Source organism: Arthrobacter sp. TJ-270, assembly GCF_058269075.1.
Genome location: NZ_JBZCNB010000002.1, coordinates 353107 through 379997, shown reverse-complemented (window position 1 = coordinate 379997; position 26891 = coordinate 353107). Strand labels below are relative to the sequence as shown.

The 26891-nt window shown below is 65.1% G+C and carries 26 protein-coding genes; 6 read left to right on the top strand and 20 right to left on the bottom strand.

Going from position 1 to position 26891, the window contains the following annotated elements; translation table 11 throughout:
• Positions 1–34 precede the first annotated feature (34 nt).
• Positions 35–1612, top strand: a complete 1578-nt coding sequence (gene hutH / locus AC4D2M_RS06410; protein ID WP_490890773.1) for a histidine ammonia-lyase — start codon at positions 35–37, stop codon at positions 1610–1612.
• 99 nt (positions 1613–1711) lie between these two features.
• On the opposite strand, the gene AC4D2M_RS06405 is transcribed toward hutH, so the two are convergent.
• The 18 genes from AC4D2M_RS06405 to AC4D2M_RS06320 form a co-directional block, all read right to left on the bottom strand.
• On the bottom strand, positions 1712–2254 hold the full coding sequence (locus tag AC4D2M_RS06405; RefSeq protein ID WP_490890772.1) for an AMIN-like domain-containing (lipo)protein: 543 nt from the start codon (positions 2252–2254) through the stop codon (positions 1712–1714).
• 177 nt (positions 2255–2431) lie between these two features.
• Complete coding sequence (locus AC4D2M_RS06400) at positions 2432–3619, bottom strand: cation:proton antiporter (RefSeq protein WP_490890771.1); 1188 nt, start codon at positions 3617–3619, stop codon at positions 2432–2434.
• 7 nt (positions 3620–3626) lie between these two features.
• Positions 3627–4109: a cation:proton antiporter regulatory subunit gene (locus AC4D2M_RS06395; protein WP_490890770.1), complete on the bottom strand. Its 483-nt coding sequence runs from the start codon at positions 4107–4109 to the stop codon at positions 3627–3629.
• A gap of 98 nt (positions 4110–4207) precedes the next feature.
• On the bottom strand, positions 4208–5314 hold the full coding sequence (locus AC4D2M_RS06390; protein WP_490890769.1) for an NAD(P)/FAD-dependent oxidoreductase: 1107 nt from the start codon (positions 5312–5314) through the stop codon (positions 4208–4210).
• Between the two features lie 34 nt (positions 5315–5348).
• The gene (locus tag AC4D2M_RS06385; protein WP_490890768.1) at positions 5349–6095 is read right to left on the bottom strand and encodes a hypothetical protein; all 747 of its coding nucleotides are present in this window, start codon (positions 6093–6095) and stop codon (positions 5349–5351) included.
• Positions 6092–6979 carry an aminoglycoside phosphotransferase family protein gene (locus AC4D2M_RS06380; RefSeq protein ID WP_490890767.1) on the bottom strand — a complete coding sequence of 296 codons (888 nt, stop codon included), beginning with the start codon at positions 6977–6979 and terminating at the stop codon, positions 6092–6094. The genes AC4D2M_RS06385 and AC4D2M_RS06380 overlap by 4 nt, the downstream gene beginning before the upstream one ends.
• Positions 6980–7017: 38 nt before the next feature.
• Positions 7018–8532, bottom strand: a complete 1515-nt coding sequence (gene gatB / locus AC4D2M_RS06375; RefSeq protein ID WP_490890766.1) for an Asp-tRNA(Asn)/Glu-tRNA(Gln) amidotransferase subunit GatB — start codon at positions 8530–8532, stop codon at positions 7018–7020.
• Positions 8533–10032: an Asp-tRNA(Asn)/Glu-tRNA(Gln) amidotransferase subunit GatA gene (gene gatA, locus AC4D2M_RS06370; protein WP_490890765.1), complete on the bottom strand. Its 1500-nt coding sequence runs from the start codon at positions 10030–10032 to the stop codon at positions 8533–8535.
• 3 nt (positions 10033–10035) lie between these two features.
• Positions 10036–10332 carry an Asp-tRNA(Asn)/Glu-tRNA(Gln) amidotransferase subunit GatC gene (gene gatC, locus AC4D2M_RS06365; RefSeq protein WP_490890764.1) on the bottom strand — a complete coding sequence of 99 codons (297 nt, stop codon included), beginning with the start codon at positions 10330–10332 and terminating at the stop codon, positions 10036–10038.
• Between the two features lie 39 nt (positions 10333–10371).
• On the bottom strand, positions 10372–10899 hold the full coding sequence (locus AC4D2M_RS06360; protein WP_490890763.1) for a GNAT family N-acetyltransferase: 528 nt from the start codon (positions 10897–10899) through the stop codon (positions 10372–10374).
• A 7-nt stretch (positions 10900–10906) separates the two neighbouring features.
• On the bottom strand, positions 10907–11398 hold the full coding sequence (locus AC4D2M_RS06355) for a GNAT family N-acetyltransferase (protein WP_490890762.1): 492 nt from the start codon (positions 11396–11398) through the stop codon (positions 10907–10909).
• Positions 11399–11474: 76 nt separating this feature from the next.
• On the bottom strand, positions 11475–12311 hold the full coding sequence (locus AC4D2M_RS06350) for an inositol monophosphatase family protein (RefSeq protein WP_490890761.1): 837 nt from the start codon (positions 12309–12311) through the stop codon (positions 11475–11477).
• Positions 12308–14494, bottom strand: a complete 2187-nt coding sequence (ligA, locus tag AC4D2M_RS06345) for an NAD-dependent DNA ligase LigA (RefSeq protein ID WP_490890760.1) — start codon at positions 14492–14494, stop codon at positions 12308–12310. The genes AC4D2M_RS06350 and ligA overlap by 4 nt, the downstream gene beginning before the upstream one ends.
• Entirely contained in the window at positions 14484–15221 is a 738-nt protein-coding gene (locus tag AC4D2M_RS06340) for a PP2C family protein-serine/threonine phosphatase (protein WP_490890759.1), read from the bottom strand. The genes ligA and AC4D2M_RS06340 overlap by 11 nt, the downstream gene beginning before the upstream one ends.
• A 97-nt stretch (positions 15222–15318) precedes the next feature.
• On the bottom strand, positions 15319–16398 hold the full coding sequence (locus AC4D2M_RS06335; protein ID WP_490890945.1) for an adenylate/guanylate cyclase domain-containing protein: 1080 nt from the start codon (positions 16396–16398) through the stop codon (positions 15319–15321).
• A gap of 55 nt (positions 16399–16453) precedes the next feature.
• The gene (locus tag AC4D2M_RS06330) at positions 16454–17062 is read right to left on the bottom strand and encodes a PH domain-containing protein (protein ID WP_490890758.1); all 609 of its coding nucleotides are present in this window, start codon (positions 17060–17062) and stop codon (positions 16454–16456) included.
• Positions 17063–17103: 41 nt separating this feature from the next.
• Complete coding sequence (locus tag AC4D2M_RS06325; RefSeq protein WP_490890757.1) at positions 17104–17988, bottom strand: biotin--[acetyl-CoA-carboxylase] ligase; 885 nt, start codon at positions 17986–17988, stop codon at positions 17104–17106.
• A gap of 140 nt (positions 17989–18128) precedes the next feature.
• The gene (locus AC4D2M_RS06320) at positions 18129–18977 is read right to left on the bottom strand and encodes an SDR family oxidoreductase (RefSeq protein ID WP_490890756.1); all 849 of its coding nucleotides are present in this window, start codon (positions 18975–18977) and stop codon (positions 18129–18131) included.
• A 232-nt stretch (positions 18978–19209) separates the two neighbouring features.
• Between AC4D2M_RS06320 and AC4D2M_RS06315 the strand changes: the two genes are divergently transcribed.
• The 3 genes from AC4D2M_RS06315 (at position 19210) to AC4D2M_RS06305 (ending at position 21615) form a co-directional block, all read left to right on the top strand.
• The gene (locus AC4D2M_RS06315) at positions 19210–20844 is read left to right on the top strand and encodes an acyl-CoA carboxylase subunit beta (RefSeq protein WP_490890755.1); all 1635 of its coding nucleotides are present in this window, start codon (positions 19210–19212) and stop codon (positions 20842–20844) included.
• Positions 20841–21071, top strand: coding sequence for an acyl-CoA carboxylase subunit epsilon (locus tag AC4D2M_RS06310; protein ID WP_490890754.1), 231 nt, complete (start codon positions 20841–20843; stop codon positions 21069–21071). The genes AC4D2M_RS06315 and AC4D2M_RS06310 overlap by 4 nt, the downstream gene beginning before the upstream one ends.
• Positions 21072–21306: 235 nt before the next feature.
• Positions 21307–21615, top strand: coding sequence for a pyridoxamine 5'-phosphate oxidase family protein (locus AC4D2M_RS06305; RefSeq protein ID WP_490890753.1), 309 nt, complete (start codon positions 21307–21309; stop codon positions 21613–21615).
• A gap of 24 nt (positions 21616–21639) precedes the next feature.
• On the opposite strand, the gene AC4D2M_RS06300 is transcribed toward AC4D2M_RS06305, so the two are convergent.
• Together AC4D2M_RS06300 and AC4D2M_RS06295 are read right to left on the bottom strand one after the other, a co-directional pair.
• Complete coding sequence (locus tag AC4D2M_RS06300; protein ID WP_490890752.1) at positions 21640–22899, bottom strand: serpin family protein; 1260 nt, start codon at positions 22897–22899, stop codon at positions 21640–21642.
• The gene (locus AC4D2M_RS06295; protein WP_490890751.1) at positions 22896–24167 is read right to left on the bottom strand and encodes a serpin family protein; all 1272 of its coding nucleotides are present in this window, start codon (positions 24165–24167) and stop codon (positions 22896–22898) included. Before AC4D2M_RS06295 ends, AC4D2M_RS06300 begins: the two co-directional genes overlap by 4 nt.
• Positions 24168–24320: 153 nt before the next feature.
• On the opposite strand from AC4D2M_RS06295, the gene AC4D2M_RS06290 reads away from it, so the two are divergent.
• Positions 24321–26036: a DUF885 domain-containing protein gene (locus AC4D2M_RS06290; RefSeq protein ID WP_490890750.1), complete on the top strand. Its 1716-nt coding sequence runs from the start codon at positions 24321–24323 to the stop codon at positions 26034–26036.
• 109 nt (positions 26037–26145) lie between these two features.
• Complete coding sequence (locus AC4D2M_RS06285; protein ID WP_490890749.1) at positions 26146–26766, top strand: Maf family protein; 621 nt, start codon at positions 26146–26148, stop codon at positions 26764–26766.
• Positions 26767–26891: the final 125 nt, after the last annotated feature.

Sequence of the window (26891 nt, the reverse complement as noted above, 5' to 3'; positions counted from 1 at the left end):
AGCGGGCGATCGCAGGATGGAAAGAGGACAGGGCATGCGAGACACGACCACGGTGACGATAGGCCTCGAGGCACTGGCCCCCGCGGACGTTGTGGCCGTAGCACGGCATGGTGCCCGGGTGGAGCTCAGCGAGGATTCGCTGGCCGCCATGGAAGCCAGCCGTTCTGTGATCGACTCCCTCATCGACGACCCCATCCCGCACTACGGCGTGTCCACCGGCTTCGGCGCCCTGGCCACGAAGCACATCCCCGTCCAGGAGCGCACACACCTCCAGCGCAGCCTCATCAGGAGCCACGCGGCGTCTTCGGGCGCGGAAGTCGACCGGGAGGTGGTGCGCGGGCTGATGCTGGGCAGGCTCTCAACCATGGCCACCGGGCGGACGGGCGTGCGGCCGGTGGTCGCACAGACCTACGCGGACATGCTGAACGCCGGGATCACGCCGGTGATCGGTGAGTACGGGTCGCTCGGCTGCTCCGGCGACCTCGCCCCGCTCTCACACGTTGCGCTGGCTCTCATGGGCGAAGGTGAGGCACGGAACGACGACGGCGTGCTGGTCCCTGCCGGCAAGGCCCTCGAGGCCGCCGGTATTGCCCCGGTGGAGTTGCGGGAGAAGGAGGGCCTCGCCCTCATTAACGGAACCGACGGTATGCTCGGCATGCTTGTTCTTGCCTCCGCCGATCTTCACCGGCTGCTGCGGACAGCGGACCTTGCCGCGGCCATGAGCGTGGAGGGGCTGCTGGGGACCGACAGCGTGTTCGCGGAGGACCTGCACCAGCTTCGCCCTCACCCGGGCCAGGTCACGTCCGCGGCGAACATCCGCCGGGTGCTCGCCGGGTCGCGGCTCATCGGCGAGCATGCCTCGGCCGAACGCAGCGCGCACCGGTTCACCCGGGTCCAGGACGCCTACTCGCTGCGCTGTGCGCCGCAGGTCCACGGCGCCGCGAGGGCAACGCTGGCCCACGTGGAGTCAGTTGCTGCGATTGAGCTGGGCTCCGCTATCGACAATCCGGTAGTCACCGTCGACGGGCGTGTCGAGTCGAACGGCAACTTCCATGGCGCGCCGATCGGCTACTCCCTCGACTTCCTCGCGATCGCCGTCGCGGACCTTGCCTCGATGAGCGAACGCCGCACGGACCGTTTCCTCGACAAGAGCCGCAATCACGGTCTCAACCCGTTCCTGGCACACGATCCGGGCGTGGATTCCGGCCACATGATCGCCCAGTACACGCAGGCTGGAATCGTGTCCGAGCTCAAGCGCCTGGCGGTCCCGGCCTCGGTTGACTCCATTCCCTCCTCGGCCATGCAGGAGGACCACGTGTCGATGGGCTGGGCTGCGGGCCTGAAGCTGCGGCGCGCGCTGGATGGGCTGACGCGGGTGGTGGCTATCGAGCTGCTGACCGCGGCGCGTGCCCTCGACGCGCGCGACGGCGGACTCAGCACCTCCTGCAGTTCGGCCCCCATCCACGCCGCTCGCGCTGCCATCCGCGAGGTGGTCGAGGGACCGGGAACGGACCGGTACCTCGCACCGGAGATCGAAGCCGTGCGGAAGCTGGTGGAGGCTGGTGTGGTGCTTGCCGCCGTCGACCGCGTTCTGGACGAACCGCTGGCGTAGCTGCTCCTGCCGCCCTTCAGGTGCCGTAACAATGGCGCTCCGAGGAACTCGGAGCGCCATTATGTGACGGCACCGCTGGAGGGGTGGGGGCGGTAGCCCCTACCAGCGGTGGGCCACGTCGATAACCAGCCTGGATGAGGTTCCCGGTCCGTCGAGGGTGAAGACCCGGAACGGGAGGCGGGCGCGGACGCCGAGACCGAACGTTGTACGGCCCTCGAAGCTGTCCACGTAAGCCACCTGACGGAAGGTCGAGAAGCCTGCAACGTTGACCGCTTCTGACCTGATGACTGGGCTATAAGTTGGGTTGTATCGCCAGTCGTGGGCCGGCGCGTTGACGGTCACCTGGATGTCAGCCCCACCCCGGAGCGGGGTAGGCAGACCGGAGGTCCCGACGACGGCCTTCACGTACCGGACGGTGTAGCCGGCGCCCTTGCCGCGCATATCGATCACGAGCCGATCGAAGCAGGCGTGGCGGCCGGCCCTCGCATTGACCACTGGCGCGCCCGTGTAGGCCGTGCTGGTCTTTGCGAGTGAGCCCCACGTGATTCCGCAGTAGGGAGCCGCGGAGGCGGGGCTTGGCGCTACCAGTCCGAATCCGACAATGAGGAGCAGACTCGCCAGCAGCGCACGGAGTGTGTGCATGATGCACCACCTTTCGAAGGGAATTGGTGGGATCATCGTAGGGCTGCACAAAAGAAGAAGATCCGGCCGGCAACCCATCGGCATTCAACCGTTACGGCTCGGGCAATAGCCCTTCGCTCACCCGCAGTTTCGACTACGAAATGCAATCATTCGGACACCGCAAAGTCACCCTCTGCGTTACGTGGCTGACGCGGTGCGGGTTCCTCTGCGCAGGAACAGGTTCATGGCGGGTTCGGCGAGCCGTGCCGCAATCGGCCCGCTGATCGCCATGAGCAGCACATAGGCTGTTGCAAGTGCGGCAAGCTCGTCGGTGACGGCTCCGGAGACAACCGCCAGGCCAGCGATCACGATGGAGAACTCACCTCGGGCAATCAGCGCGGCGCCGGCACGGGCACGGCCCAGCGGGCCGACTCCGCGGCGCTTCGCTGCCCACCAACCCGTAATCACCTTTGTCACGGCTGTGATTGCGGCCAGCAGCAACGCGTAGCCCAACACCGGCGGGATGGTCGAGGGATCAGTGTTCAGGCCGAAGACCACGAAGAAGATGGCCGCGAAGAGGTCACGCAGTGGCTCCAGGATGCGGGTGGCGTTGGTTGCAGTTGCACCGGAAATTGCGATGCCCAGCAGGAACGCTCCGACCGCAGCCGAGACCTGCATGGCCGAGGCAAACCCGGCAACGAGCAGCGCTCCACCGATCAGGGTCAGCAGAAAGACCTCGCGATCCTTCGAATCGACGATCGCGGACACGGTGTTGCCGAACCGAAGGGCGATCACCAGGACCACGGTGACCACCACAAGCGAGACGCCGACCGCCTGAAGTCCGCCGGCGAAGCTCACTCCGGCAAGGACGGTCGTCAGGATGGGGAGGTACACCGCCATGGCGAGGTCCTCGAAGACAAGCAGGGAGAGAACCACCGGTGTCTCCCTGTTTCCGAGCCGCCCGAGGTCCGTCAATACCTTGGCGATGATGCCGGAGGACGAAATGTACGTCACGCCACCGAGGACCAGCGCACCAACAGGGCCCCAGCCCAGTGCCAGCGCTACCAGCGCGCCGGGCACGAAGTTCAGCAGGATATCCACCACGCCGGCCATCCAGGACTGCTTGAGTCCCGTCACCAGTTCCCCCGCTGTGTACTCGAGACCCAGCAGCAGGAGCAGAAGGATGACGCCGATCTCACTGGCGATCTCGCTGAACTCCTCGAGCCCCTCAAGTTCGACGAGGCCGCCCTGGCCGAAGAACAAGCCTCCGATCAGGTAGAGCGGGATGGGTGAGAGTCCGATCCGGCCCGCGAGCCGGGCAAGAAGACCCAGCCCAAGGAAAATAGCACCCAACTCGATGAGGACCAGCGCACTATGATTCCCCACGGGCGGCTCAGCCGCCGCGCAGAATCTCGGCGGCGGCGTCGAGCCCTTCGGACGTACCCACTGCGACCAGCAGATCACCTGCCCCGATAAGGAAGTCAGGAGTGGGTGATGCCTGCACCTGCCCCCGACGGAGAATCGCGACGATCGAGACGCCCGACCGGGTTCTCATCTTGGTGTCTCCGAGCTTCCGCCCGTCATACGGCGAATCCACCTCGATCAGGAACTGCCGCGTGTTGACCCCCGGCAGGTCCCGGTGTTCCTCAGTCAATTGCGCCACGAGCTGGTGTGCTCCCAGCAGGTTACCGAGGGTTGCTGCTTCCTCCGCCGTCAAGGGAATCGACGCCAGGCACGCATCCGGGTCATCGGCGCGGGACACAATGAGCTCCGTCTCGCCGTCACGCTGTATGACCGTTCCGATTCGCCTGCCTGACGCGGTTACGATGTCCTTCCGCACGCCAATCCCGGGCAGCGGAGTCTCTTCAAACTTCATGCTTGTACTTTAGTCCCGCCGGCACTGCCGGGATGCGGTGCGCTGTCCACCGACGGCGAAACCGCGCTCTTCAGCGATGCAGAACCGGCTGAGCTAGCTCACCGGGCGGCAGCGAGAGCCGACGTGAGGTCCAAGTCCGTGCCCGAATCTGCGCCGGTCCCGGCGATCAACGCGGCTGCCAGCTCTGCGATAGCCGACGACGTCTGGAACCCGTAGCCGCCCTGGCCCGCCAGCCAGAAGAATCCCTCAGCCTCCGGATCGAATCCTGCGACGGGAAGACCGTCTGCCACCTGGGTGCGCAGCCCGGTCCACGCCCGCATCACCGGCCCGATACCCAATGAGGTGACGGCGTCCAGCCGGGTGATCAGGGCGTCAAGATCCTCCGGCCGGGGCTGCGCATCCTCCGGGGGGCTGGGAACCGTTTCGGCCGGCGAAATCAGCAGACCGTCGCCCTCCCGACGAAAGTAAAAGCTGTCATCCGCGGCCGCGACCATCGGTGAATCCGCAGCGGGAACGTTCCTCGCGGCGACAACCGCTGCCGTCCGCCGATACGGCCGCATTCCCTGCGTCGCCACCCCGGACAGGACGGCAAGTTCGTCAGCCCACGCGCCTGCCGCATTTACGACGACGCCGGCGTGCACCGCCTGCGAACCGGCACCGATTTCCCATGCCGTGCGCAACCGCTGGACCGAGTGGACGCGCGCACCGGTCAGGATCGTGGTGCCGCCTGCCTCGGCGCGGGCTCGGTGGTACTCCAGCAGCGAATCGGTGTTGCAGCCCACTGCGGTGGTGTCGAGCCCCGCGGCGTTGTAGCCCTGCTCCTCGGCGGCCGGTGCGATCTGCGGGAAGAGCCTGACCGCCTCGTCCCACAATATGCGTTCCATGGCGCCGCTCGCACGGGCGGCGACGTCTTGCTCGGAGCCGATCAGCATGAAACTGCGTGGCGACAGCACCGGCACGGGGAGGTCCTGTTCAAGTTCCCGGATGAGGCTGAGGGTCCGCTCGGTCAGTATTCGAATGACTTCGGGACCGTAACTGGGGATGAGCTGCCGGGCCGACCGGGAGGAGGTGTGGTAGGCAAGGGAATGCTCCGCCTCGACGAGGATGACCCTTGTCTCCGCGCGGTCATCCCCAGCCAGAGCAGACGCGAGCGAGAGTCCCGCGATACCGCCGCCCACGATCACAACGTCTGCTGTCTCAGTCATTGCGCTCCTGTTCCCTCTCCCTCAGCCAACGCGGCTATCCCTCCACCAGTGCGACGCACAGCACTGAGGCGTCGTCGGCAGCTTCACCGATCTCGTCCTGTGTGGTGCGCAGCATCAGCATAAGCTCCTGCGCCCCCATCCGTGTCTGTACCGCCTCGAGGAACTCCTCCGGTCCGCTCACGAGCCCGAGATCGACCGCCCGCCACGCGCCGTCGGACGCGAGCGCCACTGTGTGGGCCGGCTCCAGTGTTGCCAGCCGGGCGTGTTCGGCTGCGGCCGGTTCGCGGCGGGCCACCCACACGCCCTCCGGTGTGTTCCGGACCAACCGTGCCTGACGCAGCTGCTCGTGTGACCATGACGATCCTCCCAGCGCCTGTCCCACGTGCTTCACTTCCCCGTTGTTCAGGGCGGCGACTACATGGCAGTCGGCGAGGCTGAGGACGGAGAGGGCGCCGTCGTCGTCGGTTGTCACGAGCGAGACCGCGGCGCTCGGGAAGCGCTGGGACTCGGTGCCCACCAGCTGGTGGCCGATCTCATCGACCTTGGCCAGTGCCGCGGCCAGAACGGTGCGGGGATTGGCCGGCCCTGTGCTTTCCGCCAGCGCGAGCCCGAGTACCTGCGCGTACCAGGAAGGATTGGACGCGCCGGGGAGGTCGAGTTCGTCAAGCAGGGAGGTTGCGCCGTCAACCATCCAGGCGGTGTTGGCGCGGTAGCCGCAGGCATCTTCCATCACATGGTTGTCGCCTTCGGCCTGGACGCGGGAGACGTGGGTGAAGTTCATCGGGCGTGCCCTTCGTCGTTCATTACTTCATCCAGAATGCGGGTGCCCATGGTTTTGAACACCGGGGAGTCGTCAGATGTTGCCGCCATGGCCGAGGCCATGCACAGCGCCCAGCCGCGTGCCCGCTGCCAGGTTGCGTCGTCGGGACGGCGTTCGCTGTTGATGGTTTCGATGAAGGCGCGCCGGCCGGTCCGGTCGAAGACGAGCCAGGCCGCGGCGAGGTCGGTGGCGGGATCTCCCGAGGTCAGGTCGCCGAAGTCGAGGACACCGGCGAGCCTCCCCTGCGCGTCAAGAAGAAGGTTCGCGGCATGCAGGTCGCCGTGGAGCCAAAGCGGCGGCCCGGTCCACTCGGGCTGATTCCGCAGAACGCGCCAGAGATCGAGGACTTCGCGGGACAGTCCGGCTGCGGCGATCCGTTGCTCTACTGCCGCGTCCCGGGTGGACAGCGGTACTCCCCGGACGGGGTTGCGCGGGGCATCAGCGGGTGCCGGGCGGTGGAAATCGTTGACGAACCGCGCCAGATCGACGGCGGCGTGTGAGCGGCGGGCGGGTTCTGCGTGCGCTGCCAGCGCTCCCTCCACCCAGCGCGTGATGGTCCAGTACCAGGGAAAGTACGACGACGGAGCGCCCGTCCGCACGGGAACAGGGGTAACCGCCTCGAGCCCCCGGCTCAGTTCCGGGAGCCAGCGCTGCTCATTACGGATGAGCTGCGCCGCCGCCTGCCGACGTGGCAGGCGGACGGCGAGGTTGTCCCCGAGCCGGAAGATCGCGTTGTCCCAGCCGTTGGCAGCCAGGGTGAGCGGCAGTCCGGCCAGATCGGGGTGCTGCTCGGAGACCAGGCGCAGGACAAGCTCAGCGGGGATGTCCACCTCCGCTGCCGGCATGTTCGCCAACGCTGGTCCCCCCGCCCAGTGCGCCTTCGCTACCCTTCGACGCCGAGGCGTTCGAGAATCAGCTGGCGCACCCGGCCGGCGTCTGCCTGGCCGCGGGTCGCCTTCATGACGCCGCCGACGATGGCCCCGACAGCCTGCAGCTTTCCGCCGCGGATCTTGTCCGCGACATCGGGCTGCGCGGCGAGGGCGCCGTCGATTGCTTCCAGCAGTGCCCCGTCATCCGACACGACCTCGAGGCCGCGCTGGGCCACCACTTCGGTGGGAGTGCCTTCGCCGGCGAGAACGCCGTCCAGCACCTCGCGGGAGAGCTTGTCGTTGATCTTGCCGGCGTCGATCAGGCCCTGCAGCTCCACGATCAGCGCAGGCGTCACACCCAGCTCCGCCGGTTCGATGTCGGCGACCTTGGCCCGGCGGGAAATTTCACCCATCCACCACTTGCGCGCGGTCGCGGGCTTCACGCCTGCAGCAACGGTCTCCTCGATTGCGTCCATGACGCCGGCATTGACGACGTCGCGGAACTCTGCGTCCGAATAGCCCCAGTCGGCCTGCAGACGCTTGCGGCGGGCGGCAGGAGGTTCGGGGAGTTCGCTGCGGAGCTTCTCGATCCAGGCGTCGTCGGTAACCACGGGCACCAGGTCCGGCTCCGGGAAGTAACGGTAGTCATCGGCGTCGGACTTGGGGCGCCCCGCCGTCGTCGACCGGGTGTCTTCGTGCCAGTGGCGGGTTTCCTGCGTGATGGTGCCACCGCCGTCAAGCACAGCGGCGTGGCGCTGGATCTCGTAGCGGACCGCGTGTTCGACCGCACGGAGCGAGTTCACGTTCTTGGTCTCAGTGCGCGTACCGAACTTCTCCCGGCCCTTGGGCTTGAGGGAGACGTTCGCGTCGCAGCGGACGTTGCCTCGTTCCATGCGGGCATCGGATACGCCGAGGTTCTTCACGATCTCGCGGATGGCTGCGACGTAGGCCTTGGCCAGTTCCGGCGCGCGTTCGCCCGCGCCGACGATCGGCTTCGTGACGATCTCCACGAGGGGAACACCGGCACGGTTGTAGTCGACCAGCGAGAATTCGGCGCCCTGGATACGGCCGGTGGAGCCGCCCATGTGAGTGAGCTTGCCGGCGTCCTCCTCCATGTGTGCGCGTTCGATCTCGATGGTGAAGACGGTGCCGTCTGCGAGCTCGATGTCGATGGAACCGTCATAAGCGATCGGTTCGTCATACTGCGAGGTCTGGAAGTTCTTCGGCGTATCCGGGTAGAAGTAGTTCTTCCGGGCGAAGTGGCACTTCTCAGCGATCTTGCAGTTCAGCGCCAGGCCGATCTTGATCGAGGACTCGACGGCGACCCGGTTGATCACCGGGAGGACGCCGGGCAGGCCGAGGTCCACCGGCGTGACATTGGTGTTCGGCGTGTCTCCGAAGGCGTTCGGTGCCGAGGAAAACATTTTGGTCCGCGTATTCAGCTCAACGTGAACCTCGAACCCAAGCACCGGATCGAACTTCTCCATGGCCTCTTCGAAGGAGAGGATTTCGGCGGTTGCAGTACTCATTTACTTCACTCCAGCGATCTCGGGTGCCTGTGCCAGCAGGGGGCCGCCCCAGGTGTTTTCGAGCAGTGCTTCCAGTGCGGCGCCTGCCCGGTAGAGCCGTGCATCCTGGCGTGCGGGTGCCAGGAACTGGATGCCGACGGGAAGGCCGTCCGCGAGGCCGCCGGGCACGGAAATGCCCGGGATACCTGCCATGTTCGCGGGGATGGTCGCGACGTCGTTCAGGTACATGGCGAGCGGGTCGTCCAGCTTTTCCCCCAGCTTGAAGGCCGTGGTGGGCGAGGTGGGCGAGATCAGGACGTCGGCCTGACCGAAGGCGGCGTCGAAGTCCCGCTGGATCAGGGTGCGGACCTTCTGTGCGGAGCCGTAGTAGGCGTCGTAGTAGCCGGCGCTAAGCGCGTAGGTGCCGAGGATGATGCGGCGCTTCACCTCGTCGCCGAAGCCTGCCGCGCGGGTGGCACCCATGACGCGCTCGATCGTGGGAGCGCCGTCGGGCACAACACGCAGACCGAAGCGGACGCCGTCGTACTTGGCAAGGTTGCTCGATGCCTCCGAGGGCATGATCAGGTAGTAGGCGCCCAGCGCGTACTTGAAGTTCGGGCAGGAAACTTCGACGACGTCGGCACCCGCCTGCCGCAGCAGGTCCAGTGCTTCGGTGAAGCGCGCCTGGACGCCGTCCTGGTAGCCCTCGCCCTGCAGTTCCTTGATGACTCCGATGCGCAGGCCCTTGACGTCGGCGTTGCGGGCGGCCTCGACGAGGGCGCCCACCGGGTCGGTGAGCGAGGTGGAATCGTGCGGGTCGTGACCGCCGATGACCTCGTGGAGGAGTGCGGAGTCCAGAACGGTCCGCGATACGGGGCCGATCTGGTCCAGTGAGGAAGCCATGGCGATAGCGCCGTACCGGGAGACCCCGCCGTACGTCGGCTTGACGCCGACGGTGCCTGTGACGGCGCCGGGCTGGCGGATTGAGCCACCCGTATCGGTACCGAGAGCCAGCGGCGCTTCGAACGCAGCGACTGCCGCAGCCGATCCACCGCCGGAGCCGCCGGGGATCCGGTCAAGGTCCCAGGGGTTGCGGGTGGGACCATAAGCGGAATGCTCGGTGGAGGAACCCATGGCGAACTCGTCAAGGTTTGTCTTGCCGAGGATCGGCATCCTGGCATCTCGGAGCCGTCGGACGACGGTCGCGTCATAGGGGCTGTGCCATCCCTCGAGGATCTTTGACCCTGCCGTGGTGGGCTGGCCCTTGGTGACGATAAGGTCCTTGACGGCGATGGGGACGCCGGCGAGCGGGTGCATGGCGTCGCCGAGCGAGCGCTCCTTGTCCACCTCGGAAGCCACCCGAAGCGCCTCATCGGTGTTGACGTGGAGGAATGCGTTGATTGCAGGATCGACTTCGCCAATGCGGTCGAGGTGGGCCTGAACGGCTTCCACAGCCGAGACCTCGCGGGACGAAAGCTTCTCGGCCAGCTGGGCAGCGCTGAGCCTGGTGAGATCTGTCATGGTCTACTCCTCGTCCAGGATTGCGGGGACCTTGAAGCGGCCCGCTGCATTGTCGGGTGCGCCGCTGAGGGCTTCCTCGTTGGTGAGGGTCTCGCCGATGACGTCATCACGGTAGACGTTGCTGAGCTGGATGGGATGGCTGGTTGCCGGGACGTCGTCACCGGCCACTTCACTCACCGTCTTGATGGAGTCAACGATGACGGACAGCTCGCCGGTCATCCGCTCCAGTTCCTCGGCGCTCATGTCGATGTGGGCGAGCCGTGCCAGATGCGCGACGTCCTCACGGGTGATCTCGGGCATGTTTCTCCCCTTGCAATGTGAATGGGTTCTGCCCCTAGTCTATGCGCGACCAGGAACAGTACTGTGCGCCTGCAGCGGCAGCCTGAAGACCCAGAGCTGGATGTCCTCGTCGGGAACCCACCAGTCACGGCTCGGCACGCGCTCGAACCCCAGGGACTCATAGAGCCGGTGGGCACGCACCATGTCCGAACCGCTGGTCAGGCTGACTGCCTCAATTCCCTCCAGGCTGCGGGCGTAGTCGATGATCCACTCCACTATCCGCCGTCCGATGCCGCCCCGCTGCACGGTCGGGTCCACCGCGAGCATCCGGAACTCGAGTTCTCCGGCCAGCGCTATGTCGGTGTACCGCTGACCTTCGAAGGTGATGGCGAAGGAGCCGACGACGGCCCCGTCCTCCTCCGCAGCCCACACCTCGGCGTGTTCGGCCCGGTGCTCCACATCGGCAAGGACCTGAACGTAGGGGTGGTCAGGGTCATTGAAGTAGCCCGCGTTGATGTAGGCGTCCCTGGTGATCCGGCGGACGTCATCGTAATCGTCGTTCACCACGCGGCGGATAATGAAGGTCATTCCTTTCCTACAACTGAAGCTTGTAGACATGGAGCGCGAAGGTTTCCGACAGCAGGAAATCCCGTTCGGGAATGCGGACGAAGTTCATGTCCTCGTAGAGTTTCCGCTGCCGGTCCATGTTTGGTCCGATGGTCAGGACCACCCCCGACAGATCGGGGTCCGTGCGCGCACGGTCAATAGCTGCCTCGACCAGCGAATGACCGACTCCCCTGTGCTGTTTGTCAGGCTCCACGGCGAGCATCCGCAACTCAAGCTCACCATCGTGGGCGACGTCGCTGAAGTCACCGCCCGGCCTGGTGAGGAACACCGAGCCCACAATCCTTCCGTCGGACTCCGCCACCAGCAGCGACGCACCCGCATACCCTTCCTCGATCCCCGCGAGGATATCGTTGTAGGCGTACTCGTCGTCGATGTACCCGGCATCCGAGTAGGCCTCGACAGTAATCCGCCGGATATCCCCCAGCTCACTGGGCTCTGCCTGCCTGACGGTAATGTCCACGGATGCCTCCTCGAGCGTTGAAACAATGATCAGAGTGTGTCAGATCATTGCAACGATCAGATTAAGTTACCCCCGGTCACACCCGCGACTCCAGACGCTCGGCAAGATCCACAACCATCTGGGGACCCGCCACCGTGAAGGCCGAGAATCGCTCGTCTTCGTCGGGCCCTCCGTCCAGGACGGAGGACAGGGCGGGTCGACGCACAGCCACGCCCGCTTCCTCGGCGATCAATGCACCGGCCGCCCAGTCGTGCTCATTCAGCCCGCGCTCGACATAGGCATCGAGGGTGCCGTCGGCGACCATGCACAGGTCCAGGGCTGCGGACCCGAGACGTCTCATATCACCGTGCCCCGCGAGCAGTTCACCCAGCTCCCCCACCTGTTGGGAACGCCGTCCGGGGTTGTAGGTGAACCCGCTGCCCACAAGTGTGCCCGGCCGGCCGGGAACCGGACCGTGCAACTGCCGGACCGTTCCCGCCTCACGGACCCACGCTCCCTGTCCATGGGACGCCCAGTACACCCGGTTCAGTGCGGGCGCGTGCACTACGCCGGCCAGCCAGGTACCGTCCTCGGCCACCGCTGCCACGGACGTGCAGTAGTAGACGATGTTCCGGATGAAGTTGGTGGTGCCGTCAAGGGGATCGATGGACCAGCGGATACCCGAGGACGCCCCTTCGGGCACAGTGGTGCCGAACTCCTCGCCAGTTATTGCATCGTGTGGGCGGCAGCGCCAGATCACATCGCGGACGGCTCTTTCAGCGGCCGTGTCGAATGCCGTCACCCAGTCACTGTCCGAACTCTTGTTCTCCGCCTGCAGCTCCCCGTCGCTGCGTTTCTGCAACACCGCCGCCCCCGCATCGGCTGCCTGTAACGCGACGTGAAGCAGCTCGGCGGGACTGGCGCTGGTATTCATACGCTTCCTTCTTCGAGCAGTTTCCGGAAACCGTCCTCGTCAAGAACCTGCAGGCCCAGTTGCTCGGCTTTGTCGAGTTTGGTCCCCGCGTTTTCTCCTGCAACTACGTAGCTGGTGTTCTTCGACACCGATCCCGAAGCCTTCCCGCCACGCTGGATTATTGCTTCCTTCGCTTCGTCACGGCTGAAACCCTCCAGCGAACCGGTGACGACGACGGTGAGCCCCTCGAGCGTGCGCGGCATGGACTCGTCAACCTCGTCGGCCATCCGGACACCATCTTCTGCCCATCGGTCGACGATCTGGCAGTGCCAGTCCTCTTCGAACCACTCTTTCAGTGCTGCCGCGATGGTTGGGCCGACCCCGTCGACGTTGGCCAGTTCCTCCTCACTGGCACTGCGGATCCGTTCCATGGACCCGAATGCAGTGGCGAGGGCCCGTGAAGCCGTAGGCCCGACATGCCGGATGGACAGTGCGACCAGCACCCGCCAGAGCGGCTGTGATTTCGCTTTTTCCAGTTCGGCGAAGAGCTTGCGCGTGTTGGCAGTGGGCTCCGACGGCTTCTTGGCGGTGCCCCGCGAGTAGAAATACGGGACCAGTTCCTGGCCGCTGACCACACCCTTGACCTTTTTGTCGCGAAGGATCCGCACGTCGGCAAGCTTCTCCGGTGTCAATCTGAACAGATCCGCCTCCGTGGTCAACGGCGGGACTGCGGGCTCGGCCGGCTGTGTCAGGGCCATCGCCGCTTCCCAGCCCAGCGCCTCAATGTCGAAAGCGCCCCGCCCGGCCACATGGAAGACACGTTCGCGCAGCTGCGACGGACACGACTGTGCGTTGGGGCAGCGGATGTCGACGTCGCCCTCCTTTGCGGGCGCCAGCGGGGTCCCGCATGAGGGGCACTCGGCCGGCATGACGAACTCGTAGGGCGGCGGATCCTGACGCGAGCGCAATGCAATTACCGGACCGACGATCTCGGGAATCACGTCTCCGGCCTTGCGCAGCACCACGATGTCGCCGATCAGCACCCCCTTTGCCTTCACGACCTCCTGGTTGTGCAGGGTTGCCATCTCCACTGTGGAGCCGGCGACCTTCACAGGGACCATCATCCCGAACGGGGTCACGCGACCTGTGCGGCCCACATTGACGCGAATATCGAGGAGCTTGGTGTTCACTTCCTCCGGCGGGTACTTGTACGCAACAGCCCACCGCGGCACACGTGAGGTGTGTCCGAGTGCGCGCTGCAGGGCGAAGCTGTCCACCTTGACCACGATGCCGTCGATCTCATGCAGCAGGTCATGGCGGTGCTCACCGTAGTGCCGGATGAAGTCGAGGACCTCCTGGTAGGACCCAAGCACCTTGTAGTACGGCGAGACAGGCAGGCCCCACCGTTCAAGCAACCCGTAGGTCTCCGACTGGCTTTCGGCCTCGAGCCCCTCACGTGCACCGATGCCGTGCACGTACATGTCCAGCGGTCGCTGCGCGGTAAGCGCGGGGTCTTTCTGGCGGAGGGAGCCTGCCGCAGCGTTGCGGGGGTTGGCGAACGGCGCCTTGCCTGCTCCGACCATCGACTCGTTGAGCTGGGCGAATTCCTTCGAGGGGAAGAAGACCTCGCCGCGGATCTCCACCTCGGTGGGGTGGTTGGAACCCTTGAGCCTGCGCGGGATGGTCTCGATGGTCAGGACGTTGTGCGTGATGTCCTCACCCGTTGTTCCGTCACCGCGGGTGGCTGCCCGAATCAGCTCACCATTGCGGTACAGGAGGTTGACTGCGAGACCGTCGATTTTCAGCTCGGTCAACCAGGTGACTGTGCTTCCCGGGCGCTGGGACTCGGTATTCGCCTCGGCACGCCGGACCCATGCCTCCAGCTCGTCGGTGGAGAAGACGTCTTCCAGGCTGTACATGCGTTGCAGGTGCTTCACCGGAGCGAAGGCGGCCGACACATCGCCGCCGACCTCCTGTGTGGGCGAATCATTGGAAATCAGCTCGGGGTGTTCCGCCTCGATCTCCTCCAACCGGCGAAACAGGTCATCGAATTCCGCGTCCGAAATGACGGGCGCGTTCTCGCTGTAGTAGGCGAAGCGGTGCCGCCGCACCTCTTCCACGAGCCGGCCGTACTCCTCCTTCAGGGAGTCATTCGGCACCTCCCCGGCGGGCAGCTCAACCTCAGGACGTTCATCAGCTCGCATCGACGACCACCACTGTTACGTTGTCCCGGGCACCGCAGCGAAGGGTCTCCTGCACCAGCTCATCTGCTGCCTGCTGGGGGTCTGCCACTGAGGTGACGAGCTCGTAGATGCGCTCCTCCGGCACTTCTGTGGTCAGCCCGTCAGAGCAGATCAGAATGCGGTCACCCACCTCGACCGGCATGAGCCAGTAGTCCGCCTCAGCGTCATCTCCCGTACCCAGCGCCCGGGTGATCACATGGCGACGCGGATGACCGGCGGCCTGTTCCGGCGTGATGTGACCGCGGTCCACGAGTTCCTGGACTTCCGAGTGGTCAACGGTTATCTGCCCGAACTGCTCGCCATTAAGCTTGTAGGTCCTTGAATCTCCCACATTGAAGAAGAGCCAGTGCGGCATGCCCGATTCCTCGACGAACACCACACCGGAGACGGTGGTCCCGGCCCTGCCGTCGGTTTCAGCACGGATGTGTTCGTCGGCAGTACGGAGGAGTTCCTCGAGTTCCGCTACCGAAAACTGTGGTGCCTGTTTCCCGATGATGCTGCTCTCACGGAGCGTCCTTACGCAGATTCCTGAGGCGACCTCCCCCGCTTCATGGCCGCCCATGCCATCAGCGACCGCAAAAATCGGCTCGGCGGCAATCAGCGAATCTTCGTTCAGCTGACGCTTGAGGCCCCGGTCCGATGCGTATCCCACAGTGAGTCTGATGTTCCGCTCCTTCGCCTCGTACAAGCTTGCATGCTGGTTCGCCGGACCGCATCTCGGATTCTATGACGAAGGGCGCCCAGACGGCGACTTCACCGCGAAGCACGCGGGCGGACAGAGGGCGTCAGTCGAGAATCAGCCCGGTGCCCGTCCCACGTGCGAGTGTCACCGGGTGCACCTCACCAAAACCACGCACCGTGCGGGCCTTGTGGGGCATGAGGACGAAGCGGTCATTGTCGCGCAGGGTCGCGGCCGTGGACGCGTCGATCAGCACCGTTCCGGGTTCCGCCAGGGATGTCAGGCGCGATGCAAGGTTCACGGTGGGCCCGTAGATGTCGCCCAGCCGGGACAGGATTCTGCCCCAGACCATTGATACGCGGGCGGACGGCAGCAAATCGTCCTCGGTAAATGCCTTGGCGAGTGCGAGCGAAATTTCCGCGCCCGCCTCCGGCGTTTCGGCGATATAGAGCACTTCATCCCCGATGGTCTTGACGAGTCGTCCACCGCCGACCGAGATAATCTCCGCGCACTTGTTCTCGAACCGCTGCACCAACTGCGCAAGCGTGCGTTCATTCATCTGCCTGGACAGGCTTGTATAGGACACGAGATCCGCGAAACCGACGGCGCGGGCCAGGGGCAGCGGCGCGTCGTCCTCCGGCCCCTCGGGTCCTCGGAGGCTGGACGCGAGCCCGGATTCGGCACGGACAGCCAACCGCTGAACGGCCGCATTCATCTGGCGGCGCCATGCGTAGACCAGTGTTTCCTCCAGCGGTTCAATCAGCTGCGGCAACTCCGCGACGAGCGCGCGCCGGGCAGCGGCGTCGGAGATTCCACGCTGCACCACCATCTCCTCGACGAGCGCCTCGATCTGCCACACCACCATGCGATCGGTCATCTGCCCGATCGCGCGGGTAATGGAGATCGCCGCCGATTCGGTGAGCTGTTCCTTGCGCACCAGTTCGATGATCGTGGTCAGTGCCGCCATGTCCTTCTCAGTGAATGCGACATCGTCGTCACCGATATTGGGAAAGCCCATCGCCCGCCAGAGTTTCCGCGCCGACAGCAGTGACACGCCGGCGCCGGAGGCCACGTCGCGGCGGCGCAGCGTGCGCTCGGCTCCCAGGAGTTCGATCTCGAGCTCGCGGATGGCATCGCGGTCCAGCTTGTCCGGCGCGCGCGGCAGGTCTGCCTTGATCACCGGCATGGAAAGGGTCAGCGGGTTATCGGGGTCATCTGCGGAAGGGTAGACGGTGCTCGCTTCAGTTCCATCCGTGCCGCTGCTGGCGCTCATCACCACTCCTGTCCCATGCATCGTTTTCCGTCCCGTCCGCCGGCTCAACTTCCATGTCTACACCATCGAACATGGCGGTCAATGGGAGATCGCTGATCGCCTCCACCATGTATTGCTTGAAGGTGTACACCTGCGGAACCTCCGTGAAGGACAGGAACCGGTCCCGTCCAAGATCGATGATGAGGCCCCCTCCGCCGGTGAGCCGCTCGATGAGGGTCTGCTCGATGATGATCTGGAATATTCCCGTCAGCCGGACTTCCCGTTCGCTGCGCCGGGTGAAGCCGGTCCGCCGGATCAGCCTGCGGCTGGTGAGGATGTAGCGGGTACCGGTCCACTGCAGCAACGGCCGGATAAAGATCCGGAACAGGAGCAGCAGCACGATCACAAGGAAGCCGGTGACAACGGCCGGCCCCCATTGCTCCCAGCCGAGCGGCAACTGTGTGCGGCTGAACCAGCCCAGGCCGTAACCGCCGCCGGCGAGAATCACCAGTGCAATGCAGAAGGGAAGGATCAGCCGTCGCGGATGCGGCCGGGTGCGCACCACCACGCGCTCCCCCGGTTCCAGTCTTATCCGCATGTGGATCCGTCCGGCGCGCCGAGCATGGTTCGAATGCCCATTTACAGCGTCAGCGGCCGCAGGTGTACGACGTCGCCCGCCGAGACCGTGTGCCTCTCGCCGTCGTCGTCGCGCACCACCAGGGCGCCGTGGTTGTCGAGGTTCATTGCGCGGCCGGTGATCCCGGTGCCGTTCGGCAGGTCCGCCCGGACGTCCTGCCCGAGAGTCACCATGCGGTCACTGACCCGCGCGAGCAGCGAGGTGCCGTCCGTCCAGGGGCGCGTGGCGTCACCGTCGACGGCTGTGAATTCGCGGTAGTGCGCCGCAAGCCGGCGCAGGTAGGCCTTCAGCAGCACGTTGCGGTCGGTGGTGGCGGCGTACTCGAGGAGCAGGCTGGTGGCCGTGGGAACCGGTAGTTCCTGGTCGGTGAGACTCACGTTGACTCCGGTACCGACAACGACGGCGGGCGGTTCCGCGTTGGCGCCGGGCACCAGTTGGGCAAGGACACCGGCCAACTTGCGGCCGTCAACGTGGATATCGTTGGGCCACTTGAGCTGCGGGGCGATTTCGGTGCGTTCCTCGATGCTTTCCGAGAGCGCGAGCGCCGCCATCAGGGACATCCACGCGTAGCTCTGCGTGGGCAGCGGACGCCCCTCGGTGTTACGGGGCCGCAGAAGCACGCTGACGATCAGCGAGGATCGTTCCGGCGCCGTCCATGTGCGGTCCAGCCGCCCCCGCCCGGCGGTCTGCTCCTCTGCGGTGAGCACGCTGAGGTCGGGCCAATCCTGCGGTTCCTCGACGGCATGGCGGGCGAGGTCCGTGTTGGTTGAGCCCGTCGCCTCCACCAGCTCCAGCCGGGCGTAGGGTCCGCGTGGGCTGCACAGCGACTCACCCAGGCCGGCCTCGTCCAGGCCGGGACGCTCGAGGTTGGAGTAACGGGATGTCATCCTCCAAGCCTACTGGCCGGAGAGCGCGTGCCGGGCTTCCCCCACACGCTGTGATAGCGCTCCTGCCATCGGATAGCGGTCTACTGGTATCCGATGGCAAAAGCGCTATCAGGAGGCCAACGAGGTTGCCTGGGCTCCGCCTAGAGGAAGATGTCGGGCACCAGCCTGTCCTCGGGTGCGCCCAGGCTGTATGCGCCGAAGTCCGTGACGCCTTCCTGCCGCAGGACCTCCTCGTCCGTGAAGAAGTTCCCGGTGCACTCCGTGGCAGGACGGACCAGAACGGCGCGGGCCGCGTCCGCGACGATGTCGGGCGTGCGGGCAGCCTTGATCAGCTCGCTGCCGCCGGGCATGTTTCGGATTGCGGCGGTATCGATCAGGGTGCGCGGCCACAGGGAGTTGACGGCGATGCCGTCGGCGCGCAGTTCCTCGGCCAACCCGAGCGTTGTCAGGCTCATCCCGTATTTGGCCATGGTGTAGGCGAGGTGCCGGCCCGCCCATGCCGGGTCCAGATTGAGCGGCGGCGAGAGCGTCAGGATGTGGGGGTTGTTCCCCTTCCGGAGCGCCGGCAGTGCGAACTTGCTCAGCATGAATGTTCCGCGCACATTGATGTCGGCCATCAGGTCGTAGCGCTTCATGGACACGTCGGGGGTTTTCGAGAGGTCGATCGCCGACGCATTGTTGATGACGACGTCGATGCCGCCGAACTCGGCGACCGTCGCCTCAACGGCGCCCGCGACGTCGTCGTCGTTCCTTACATCCCCGACGACGGCGAGCGCGCCTCCCCCAGCTGCCCGGATCTCGTCCGCAGCGGTGTGGACGGTACCTTCGAGGCTGGGGTGGGGCTCACCGGTCTTGGCAAGGATAGCGACATTGGCGCCGTCGCGGGCTGCGCGGAGTGCTATTGCGAGGCCGATGCCCCTGCTGCCGCCGGACATGAGGATGGTGCGCCCGGAAAGGGTGCCGGAATTGGAAGCGCCGTTGCCTGTCATACCGGACACCATAATGCCGGGGGCGGGTGAGAAACCTAATTGTTACCGATGAGTAACTTCCGGGTCGGCGCTAAGTCTTTCAGGGAGTTGTTGTAGGTGTTCTACAGCTATCGGCGTCGTTTAGCTCACTAGACTGGGCGGGAAGCCCGGTTCTTTGGAGGAAACCTACTTAAGGCAACCTCAGGAGCCGGCTACCAGCCAGTCACCCAGGACATCAATCGGAAGAGACTCGATGCAACCCGAAACGCTTCCCCTCGAACAGGACGCCGGCCTCACGATCGACGGCGGCCCCGACCTTCACACCACCGCGGGTAAGCTCGCCGACTTCCGGCAGCGGCAGGAACGTTCACTGGCGCCGTCGGGCCCTGAGGCCGTCGAGAAGCAGCACGCACGGGGCAAGGGGACAGCGCGTGAGCGCATCGAGATGCTTGTGGACCCCGGATCCTTCGTCGAGTTCGACGCCCTCGCGGTCCACCGCTCCACGGCCTTCGGCATGGAGAAGAAGAAGCCCCTCGGCGACGGCGTGGTGTCCGGTTACGCCACCGTGGACGGCCGGCAGATCGCGATCTACAGCCAGGACTTCACCGTGTACGGCGGGTCGCTGAGCCAGGTAAACGGCGAGAAGATCGTCAAGGTGCAGGAGTTCGCGCTCCGTAACGGCTGCCCGCTGGTGGGAATCAACGACGGCGGCGGCGCACGTATCCAGGAGGGCGTCGCGTCACTGGCGATGTTCGCCGACATCTTCCGGAACAACGTCCATGCCTCCGGGGTGGTCCCGCAGATCTCGCTCATCATGGGTCCGTGTGCCGGCGGCGCCGCCTACTCCCCCGCACTGACCGACTACGTGGTCATGGTGGACAAGAGTTCACACATGTTCATCACCGGCCCGGATGTCATCAAGACCGTCACCGGCGAGGACGTGGACATGGAAACCCTCGGTGGAGCACGCCAGCACAACTCCACCACCGGGACCTCCGCGTATCTGGCCACCGATGAGCAGGACGCTATTGACTTCGTCCGAGAGCTGCTCGACTTCCTTCCCTCCAACAACCTCGCCGAAGCGCCGCTGACCGAGTTCACCGAAGACCTCGAGCTCAATGAGCTGGACGCGCAGCTGGACACGTTGATCCCTGACTCGGCGAACCAGCCCTACGACATGCACACCGTCATCTCCACGATCGTCGACGACGGACACTTCCTGGAGATGCAGTCGCTGTACGCGCCGAACGTCGTGATCGGCTACGCCCGCGTGGAAGGCCACACCGTCGGCATTGTGGCGAATCAGCCGATGCAGTTCGCAGGAACCCTGGACATCGCTGCCTCCGAAAAAGCCGCACGGTTTGTCCGCCACTGCGACGCGTTCAACATCCCCATCCTCACGCTCGTGGATGTCCCGGGCTTCCTGCCGGGCAAGGACCAGGAGTTCAACGGGATCATCCGCCGCGGCGCCAAACTGCTGTACGCCTACGCAGAAGCAACCGTGCCCAAACTGACCGTCATCACCCGCAAGGCCTACGGCGGCGCCTACATTGTCATGGGCTCGAAGAAGCTTGGCGCGGACATCAACCTCGCCTGGCCCACCGCCCAGATCGGTGTCATGGGTGCACAGGGCGCGGTGAACATCCTCTACCGCGGCCACCTGAAATCGGTTGCGGACGCCGGCGGCAACGTCGAAGCAGCCCGCACCGAGGTCATCAGCCAGTACGAAGAGGAACTCCTCAACCCGTACCAGGCAGCACAGCTGGGCTACGTCGACGCGGTGATCGCCCCGTCCGATACCCGCGTCCAGGTTGTCCGCGGCCTACGCGCCCTCCGAGACAAGCGCGCAGCATTGCCCGCCAAGAAACACGGAAACATTCCGCTATGACCATTGAAAGCATGGCGGCCGAGGACACTGCTCCCCTGTTTCAGGTGGTGGCCGGGAACCCGACGCCGGAGGAGCTGGCGGCGCTCGCCGTCGTCGTGCTTGGACTGCAGGCGAACGACGACGGCGCACCCATGCCGGCCGCGCACCGCACCTGGATCCGGCGGGACCAGCTGCGGTTGGGTCCGCGGCCCGGTCCGGGATCGTGGCGCCGCAGCGCCCAGCGGTAACTTCCCTGGGCACTTCGGCCCTCTGCTTCCTTTCCAGCGCGAACCACCCTAGGTTGGGGATACCAGACCGAGCACAATACTGCCCCGGCGGAAGGAACCCCATGGACCCCAGGGAAGACGACTATCGAGGACAACCCGGCACGCTTCATATGTCGGAGGAGCTGTCAGACATCAAGTGCTGGGCACTGCTGAGCACGCAACAGACGGGCCGGATCGCTTTGTGCGGGACGGCTCCGTGAATATCTATCCTGTGAACTACCTGGCGCAGGACGGCGCCATCTACTTCCGGACCCGTGATGACGGCGACATCGGCAGCCTGTTACCACTCAGGAACTGCGCCTTCCAGGTGGATCAGGTCCGGTCCGAAGCGATGGCCGGTTGGTCCGTCCTCGCCAACGGAACCGCCGAGGTTGTCCGCGATGAAGCGCTGCTGACTGAGCTGTGGGGACGTGCTGCCGAGGAGCCGTGGGCCGGGGGCTCGAGGACAACCTTCGTCGAAATACAGCCCTCAAAGGTCAGCGGCCGCAGCGTCCAAGCCGTCTGAGGCGGACGACCCCTGTTGTAGCTTTCACTGAACGCTTGGGTCCATCACCGTTCCGAGGAACAGCGGCATGCCGGTGTCCTCATGCAGGATCTGGTAGAGGAACGGCCTGTCGAAAACGAGCTCGACGTCAGGTTCGGCGAATCCTGATTCGTCCATGGCGATCTGCGTGATCGCTGCCGCAATTGTCCCTTTTTCCGCAACCGTGATGTTTGCTGATTGCGCGGCGCCGCTGACGAAAAGGCCTGCGCTGAGACCGCTGAAATCCGCCTCTTCGCTCATGGTCTCCTCGAGGCCCCTCTCGGTGAGCATCGCCTTCAGGTCCAGGTCGTAGGTGTGGTCCCAGGACGGAAGGGTCAGTCGCACCAGTGCAGCGTCCGACTCCTCCATCGCGGTGTTCACCTCGAGCAATTCGCTGTGCTCCAGCACCGGTGTGGCACCGCGCTCGGGCAGGATCAGCCGCATGACCAGGCCGTTGCGGTAGGGCAAATCGACTGCCTTCCACCCATCGCCTTCGGTATAGGCGAGAGACAATTGGTTGTGCATCAGGGGCGTCTGGACGTCTCCCTTGTCCGTCGTGAACGTGCCCGCATCCGTGTCTGATGGATCGAAGGGGTTCTGCCAGGCCGCCGCAAAATACACGGTGTTGATGATGTTCAGCCTTGTGTTCGAGGACGGCTCGATCGGCACTTCCTCGATACGCCCACCGGTGTGGTGCTTCGTCCACGCGTTCATGCTCTTCAACGCGTCATCACTCAGATAGTCCACCGGGTACACGCCCGCACCGTATTGTGCGGCTAAGGACTCCAGGAACGTGTCCTCAAGGATCAGGTCCTCCGCCGGGAAGAGCCCATTGGCCAGGTGCAGCAGCGGCTCCTCCGGTGGGTCGTCCTCGTCCACTGAGCCGGGATCGCCGTCGTGCACTGCCCACTCAGCGAGCAGCCCGTTCATCGCCTCGTCGCGGTGCTCCGCCGGGAGTCCGAGCACGCGGTCCATTTCTTCCGCCGTCGTCGTGCGTGCTCCGACGCGGAGCATGGCGAGCGCAACCAGAGCGCTGACCGGGCTGGTGACCTGATTGCTGTCCGGTTCGACCGAGAGCATCTGTGTGCCCAACCGGTAGGAGGAGTCGCGGAGGGCCTCAACGGCGTCGGGATGATCCACCAGCGACACGGACTGTCGCTCCACATCGGCCATGCGCTGTTCCGGGAGGTCGGCCGAACCGCAGCCGGTCAGGAGTACCGCGGCTGCAGTGATCACTGACGTCGCCAGCCTTCTCCGCGTGCTCACCCTTCTCCTCCGGCGCTTGGGTCCATCACCGTTCCGAGGAACAGCGGCATGCCGGTGTCCTCATGCAGGATCTGGTAGAGGAAGGGCCTGTCGAAAACGAGCTCGATGTCGGGCTCGGGCGGCGCGCTTCCGGCGAGCGCCAGTTGCGTCACTGCTGCCGCGATAGTGCCCTTCTCACCGACGGTGATGTTGGCCGATTGCGCTGCCCCTTCGATGAAGATACCCTCGCCGATCCCGCTGAAATCCGGTGACCCGCCCATGGTCTCCTTCAGTCCCATTGCGCCGAGTAGAGCCTTGAGGTCGAGATCGTAGGCGTGGTCCCAGGACGGAAGGGTCAGCGCCACCATCGCGGAGGGAGCGGCGTCCAGCAGGCCGTTGGCCTCGGCCAGTTCGCTGGCGTCGAGGACCGGATCAGTGCCCTCCTCGGGCAGAATCAGCCTCATCAGAAACCCGTTGTTGTAGGGCAGGTCAACGCCCTGCCAGCCGTCGCCTTCCGCGTAGGCGAGCGGGATCAGCGCATTCATCATGGGAGTCTCCACCTCCGCCCCGTTTGTGGTGAAGTTGCCCGGGCCGGTCGCCGCCGAGTCAAAGGGGTCGGCCCAGGCAGCAGCGAAGTAAACGGTGTTGATAATGTTCAGCACCGTGTCCGGCGAGGGTTTCAGCGGGGCCTCCTGGATTCGTCCGCCGGTGTTCCGGTCAACCCAGGCGTTCATGATGCCGCCGGCGCCGCCGGCGGAGTAGTCCACCAGATATACGCCGGCGCCGTAGTGCTGAGCCAGCGGCTCAAGGAAACCGGGCGGCGGCTCCAGTGCTTCATCGACGAAGAGCCCGTTTGCGACGTGCAACAGCGGATCCTCCGGCGGTTCTTCCTCGTTCACTGAACCGGGATCGCCGTCATGGGGCGCCCAGTCCGATAGCAGCGCATTCATCGCTTCGTCGCGGTGCTCCGCCGGAAGGCCCAGGACAGAGTCCATCTCAGCCGCCGTCGTCGTGCGTGCTCCGACGCGCAGCATGGCGAGCGCAACCAGAGCGCTGACCGGGCTGGTGACCTGGTTGCTGTCCGGTTTGACCGAGATCATTCGTACACCCAGCCGGTAGGAGGAGTCACGGAGGGCGGCAACGGCGTCCGGGTGATCCATCAGCGACACGGACTGGCGCTCCACATCGGCGATGCGCTGTTCAGGCGCCGCCGTTGAACCGCAGCCCGTCAGCACCAGCGCTTCAGCGGCAAGGACAGAGGTAAGAAGCCTTCTCGGGATGCTGCACATTGTTGTCCCCCATCGCTGGAACTGCCGGCATTCAAACGTAGGCGCAACGGAGGTTCATCCTCCAGCACGGCCGGAACACAATCCGGTCACGATACGACTGTAGGGTCGATAGCTCTGTGGTCGCGGGTAACAACGTGCCGTTAGGCTCTACGGGTGATCAACCAGACTTCCACACTGAACCTGACCGCTGAGGCGCCCACCCGTGCCCAAACGGCCATCGACGCCGTTGCCGAGGCCTACACGGAAACCCTGCTGCAACTCGACCCGGGATTCGCCACCCAGCTGGGGTTGCCGGGACACGAGACCGAATACCGCGACTACTCCCCCGCCGGGCTGGAGGAATTCGCCGAAGCCACCAGGGAAACCCTCGGCCGGCTCGACGACCTCGAACCCACCGACGACGTCGACGCCGTCACCCTGGACGCAATGCGCGAACGCCTTGGTCTTGACCTCGAGATCCACGAAACCGGCCTCAACCTCGCGAACCTTAACAACCTGGCCTGCCCGGCCCAGGAAATCCGCATGATTTTCGACCTCATGCCCACGGACACCGCTGAACAGTGGGGCCACATCGCCGGACGGCTCTGCAACATTCCGGACGCCATCGGCGGTTACATCACCTCGCTCCGCGAAGGGAAGAACCGGGGCATCCTGCCCGCAGCGCGCCAGGTGCGCATCGTTATCGAACAGACCGCAGCGTACGCGGCCGACGGCGGATACTTTGATGAGTTCGTGGGCGGTGCAAATACCAACGACGACGACGGCCTCCCGGACTCCGTACGCACCGAACTCGCTGCCGGAGCCGACGCAGCCCGCAACGCCTACCGTCACCTCGGCACATTCCTTGAGGAGGAACTGCTGCCGGAAGCTCCCGAAAAAGACGCTGTGGGCCGGGAGCACTATTCGCTGATGTCCCGTCAGTTCCTGGGCGCAGCGGTGGACCTCGAGGAAACCTACCAGTGGGGCGTGGAGGAACTCGACCGGCTCATCGCCGAGCAGGAAGCCGTCGCCAACGAAATCAAGGAAGGCGCATCCATCGAGGAAGCCATGCGCATCCTCGATGAGTCCCCCGAACGCCAACTGCACGGAACCGACGCACTGCAGGCCTGGATGCAGGGACTGTCAGACCGTGCCGTCGAGGACCTCGCCGGAGTGCACTTCGACATCCCGGACGTCATGCGCGAGATCGAATGCATGATCGCGCCCACCAAGGAAGGCGGCATCTACTACACCGGTCCCACTGAGGACTTCTCACGCCCGGGCCGCATGTGGTGGTCAGTACCGGAGGGCGAGGACACCTTCACCACGTGGAAGGAAACCACCACGGTGTACCACGAGGGTGTTCCCGGACACCACCTTCAGGTCGCCACGGCGACCTTCCAGCGCGGACTCCTCAACTCCTGGCGCCGCAATGCCGTCTGGGTCTCCGGACACGGTGAAGGCTGGGCACTGTACGCGGAGCGTCTCATGGAGGACCTCGGCTACCTGAGCGATCCCGGAGACCGGCTCGGCATGCTCGACGCCCAGCGGATGCGTGCCGCCCGCGTGGTGTTCGATATCGGCGTCCACCTCGAGCTCGAGGTTCCAGACCGTTGGGGCTCCGGCACCTGGACGCCGGACAAAGGCTATGAGTTCCTGAAGAAGAACATCGCCATCAGCGAAGGCCAGCTCAACTTTGAGTTCAACCGCTACCTCGGCTGGCCGGGACAGGCACCCGCCTATAAGATCGGCCAGCGCCTGTGGGAGCAGATCCGGAACGAGGTGAAGCACCGCGAGGGTGATTCCTTCAACCTGCGGGACTTCCACACCCGCGCACTCAACCTCGGTTCGGTTGGTCTGGATACCCTGCGCCGGGCGCTGCTGAGCTAGACCCGCACCACCTTGAGTTGGCAGGACACACCCCTAATAGGTACGCATTCGGGGTGTGTCCTGCCAACTCATGTGTCTGACGGGAGGACATAACACTAGGCTTGTCCGCATGAGCATCCGGCTGATCCTCGCTTCCGCATCCCCAGCGCGCACCAAGCTTCTCGCCGAGGCCGGTATAGCGCACACCGTCATGGTGTCGGACGTCGATGAGGACGCCGTGACCGCTGCGCGCGGCACTCCCAGTCCCTATGACACCGCCCAACTCCTGGCCCGCGCCAAGGCGGAGTCCGTCGCCGCGCTTCCGGAAGCCCTTGGAGCCCTGGTCATCGGCTGTGACTCGGTCTTCGAGTTCGAGGGCGAAGCACACGGCAAACCGTACGAGGCCGACGTCGCACGGGAACGTATCAAAAGGATGTCCGGCTCACAGGGCACCCTGCACACCGGACACTGGCTCGTGGACACGCGCAACGGCACCGGTCTCGGTTCAGCCTCCGGCGCAGTGGCCTCCGCCGAGGTCCACTTCATGGAGCTCGCCGACGGGGAGATCGATGCCTACATCGCAACCGGTGAGCCGCTTCACTGTGCCGGCTCCTTCACCATCGACGGGCGCGGCGGGGCCTTCATTCGCAAGGTCGACGGCGACCCGCACGCCGTCGTCGGGCTCAGCATTTCAACCCTTCGCCAGCTCCTCCTCGCTGCAGGAGTCAACATCACCGAATTCTGGCGTTAGCTTCGGGCTCTTTGTAGAATCCCTACAAATAATGCCTCTCCAACACGGGGAACCGGCATGGTTTATGGGCGGTAGCAACAAAATCGCGCTAGGCTCCCAACAGACCAAAAGGAGCCTTATAACCC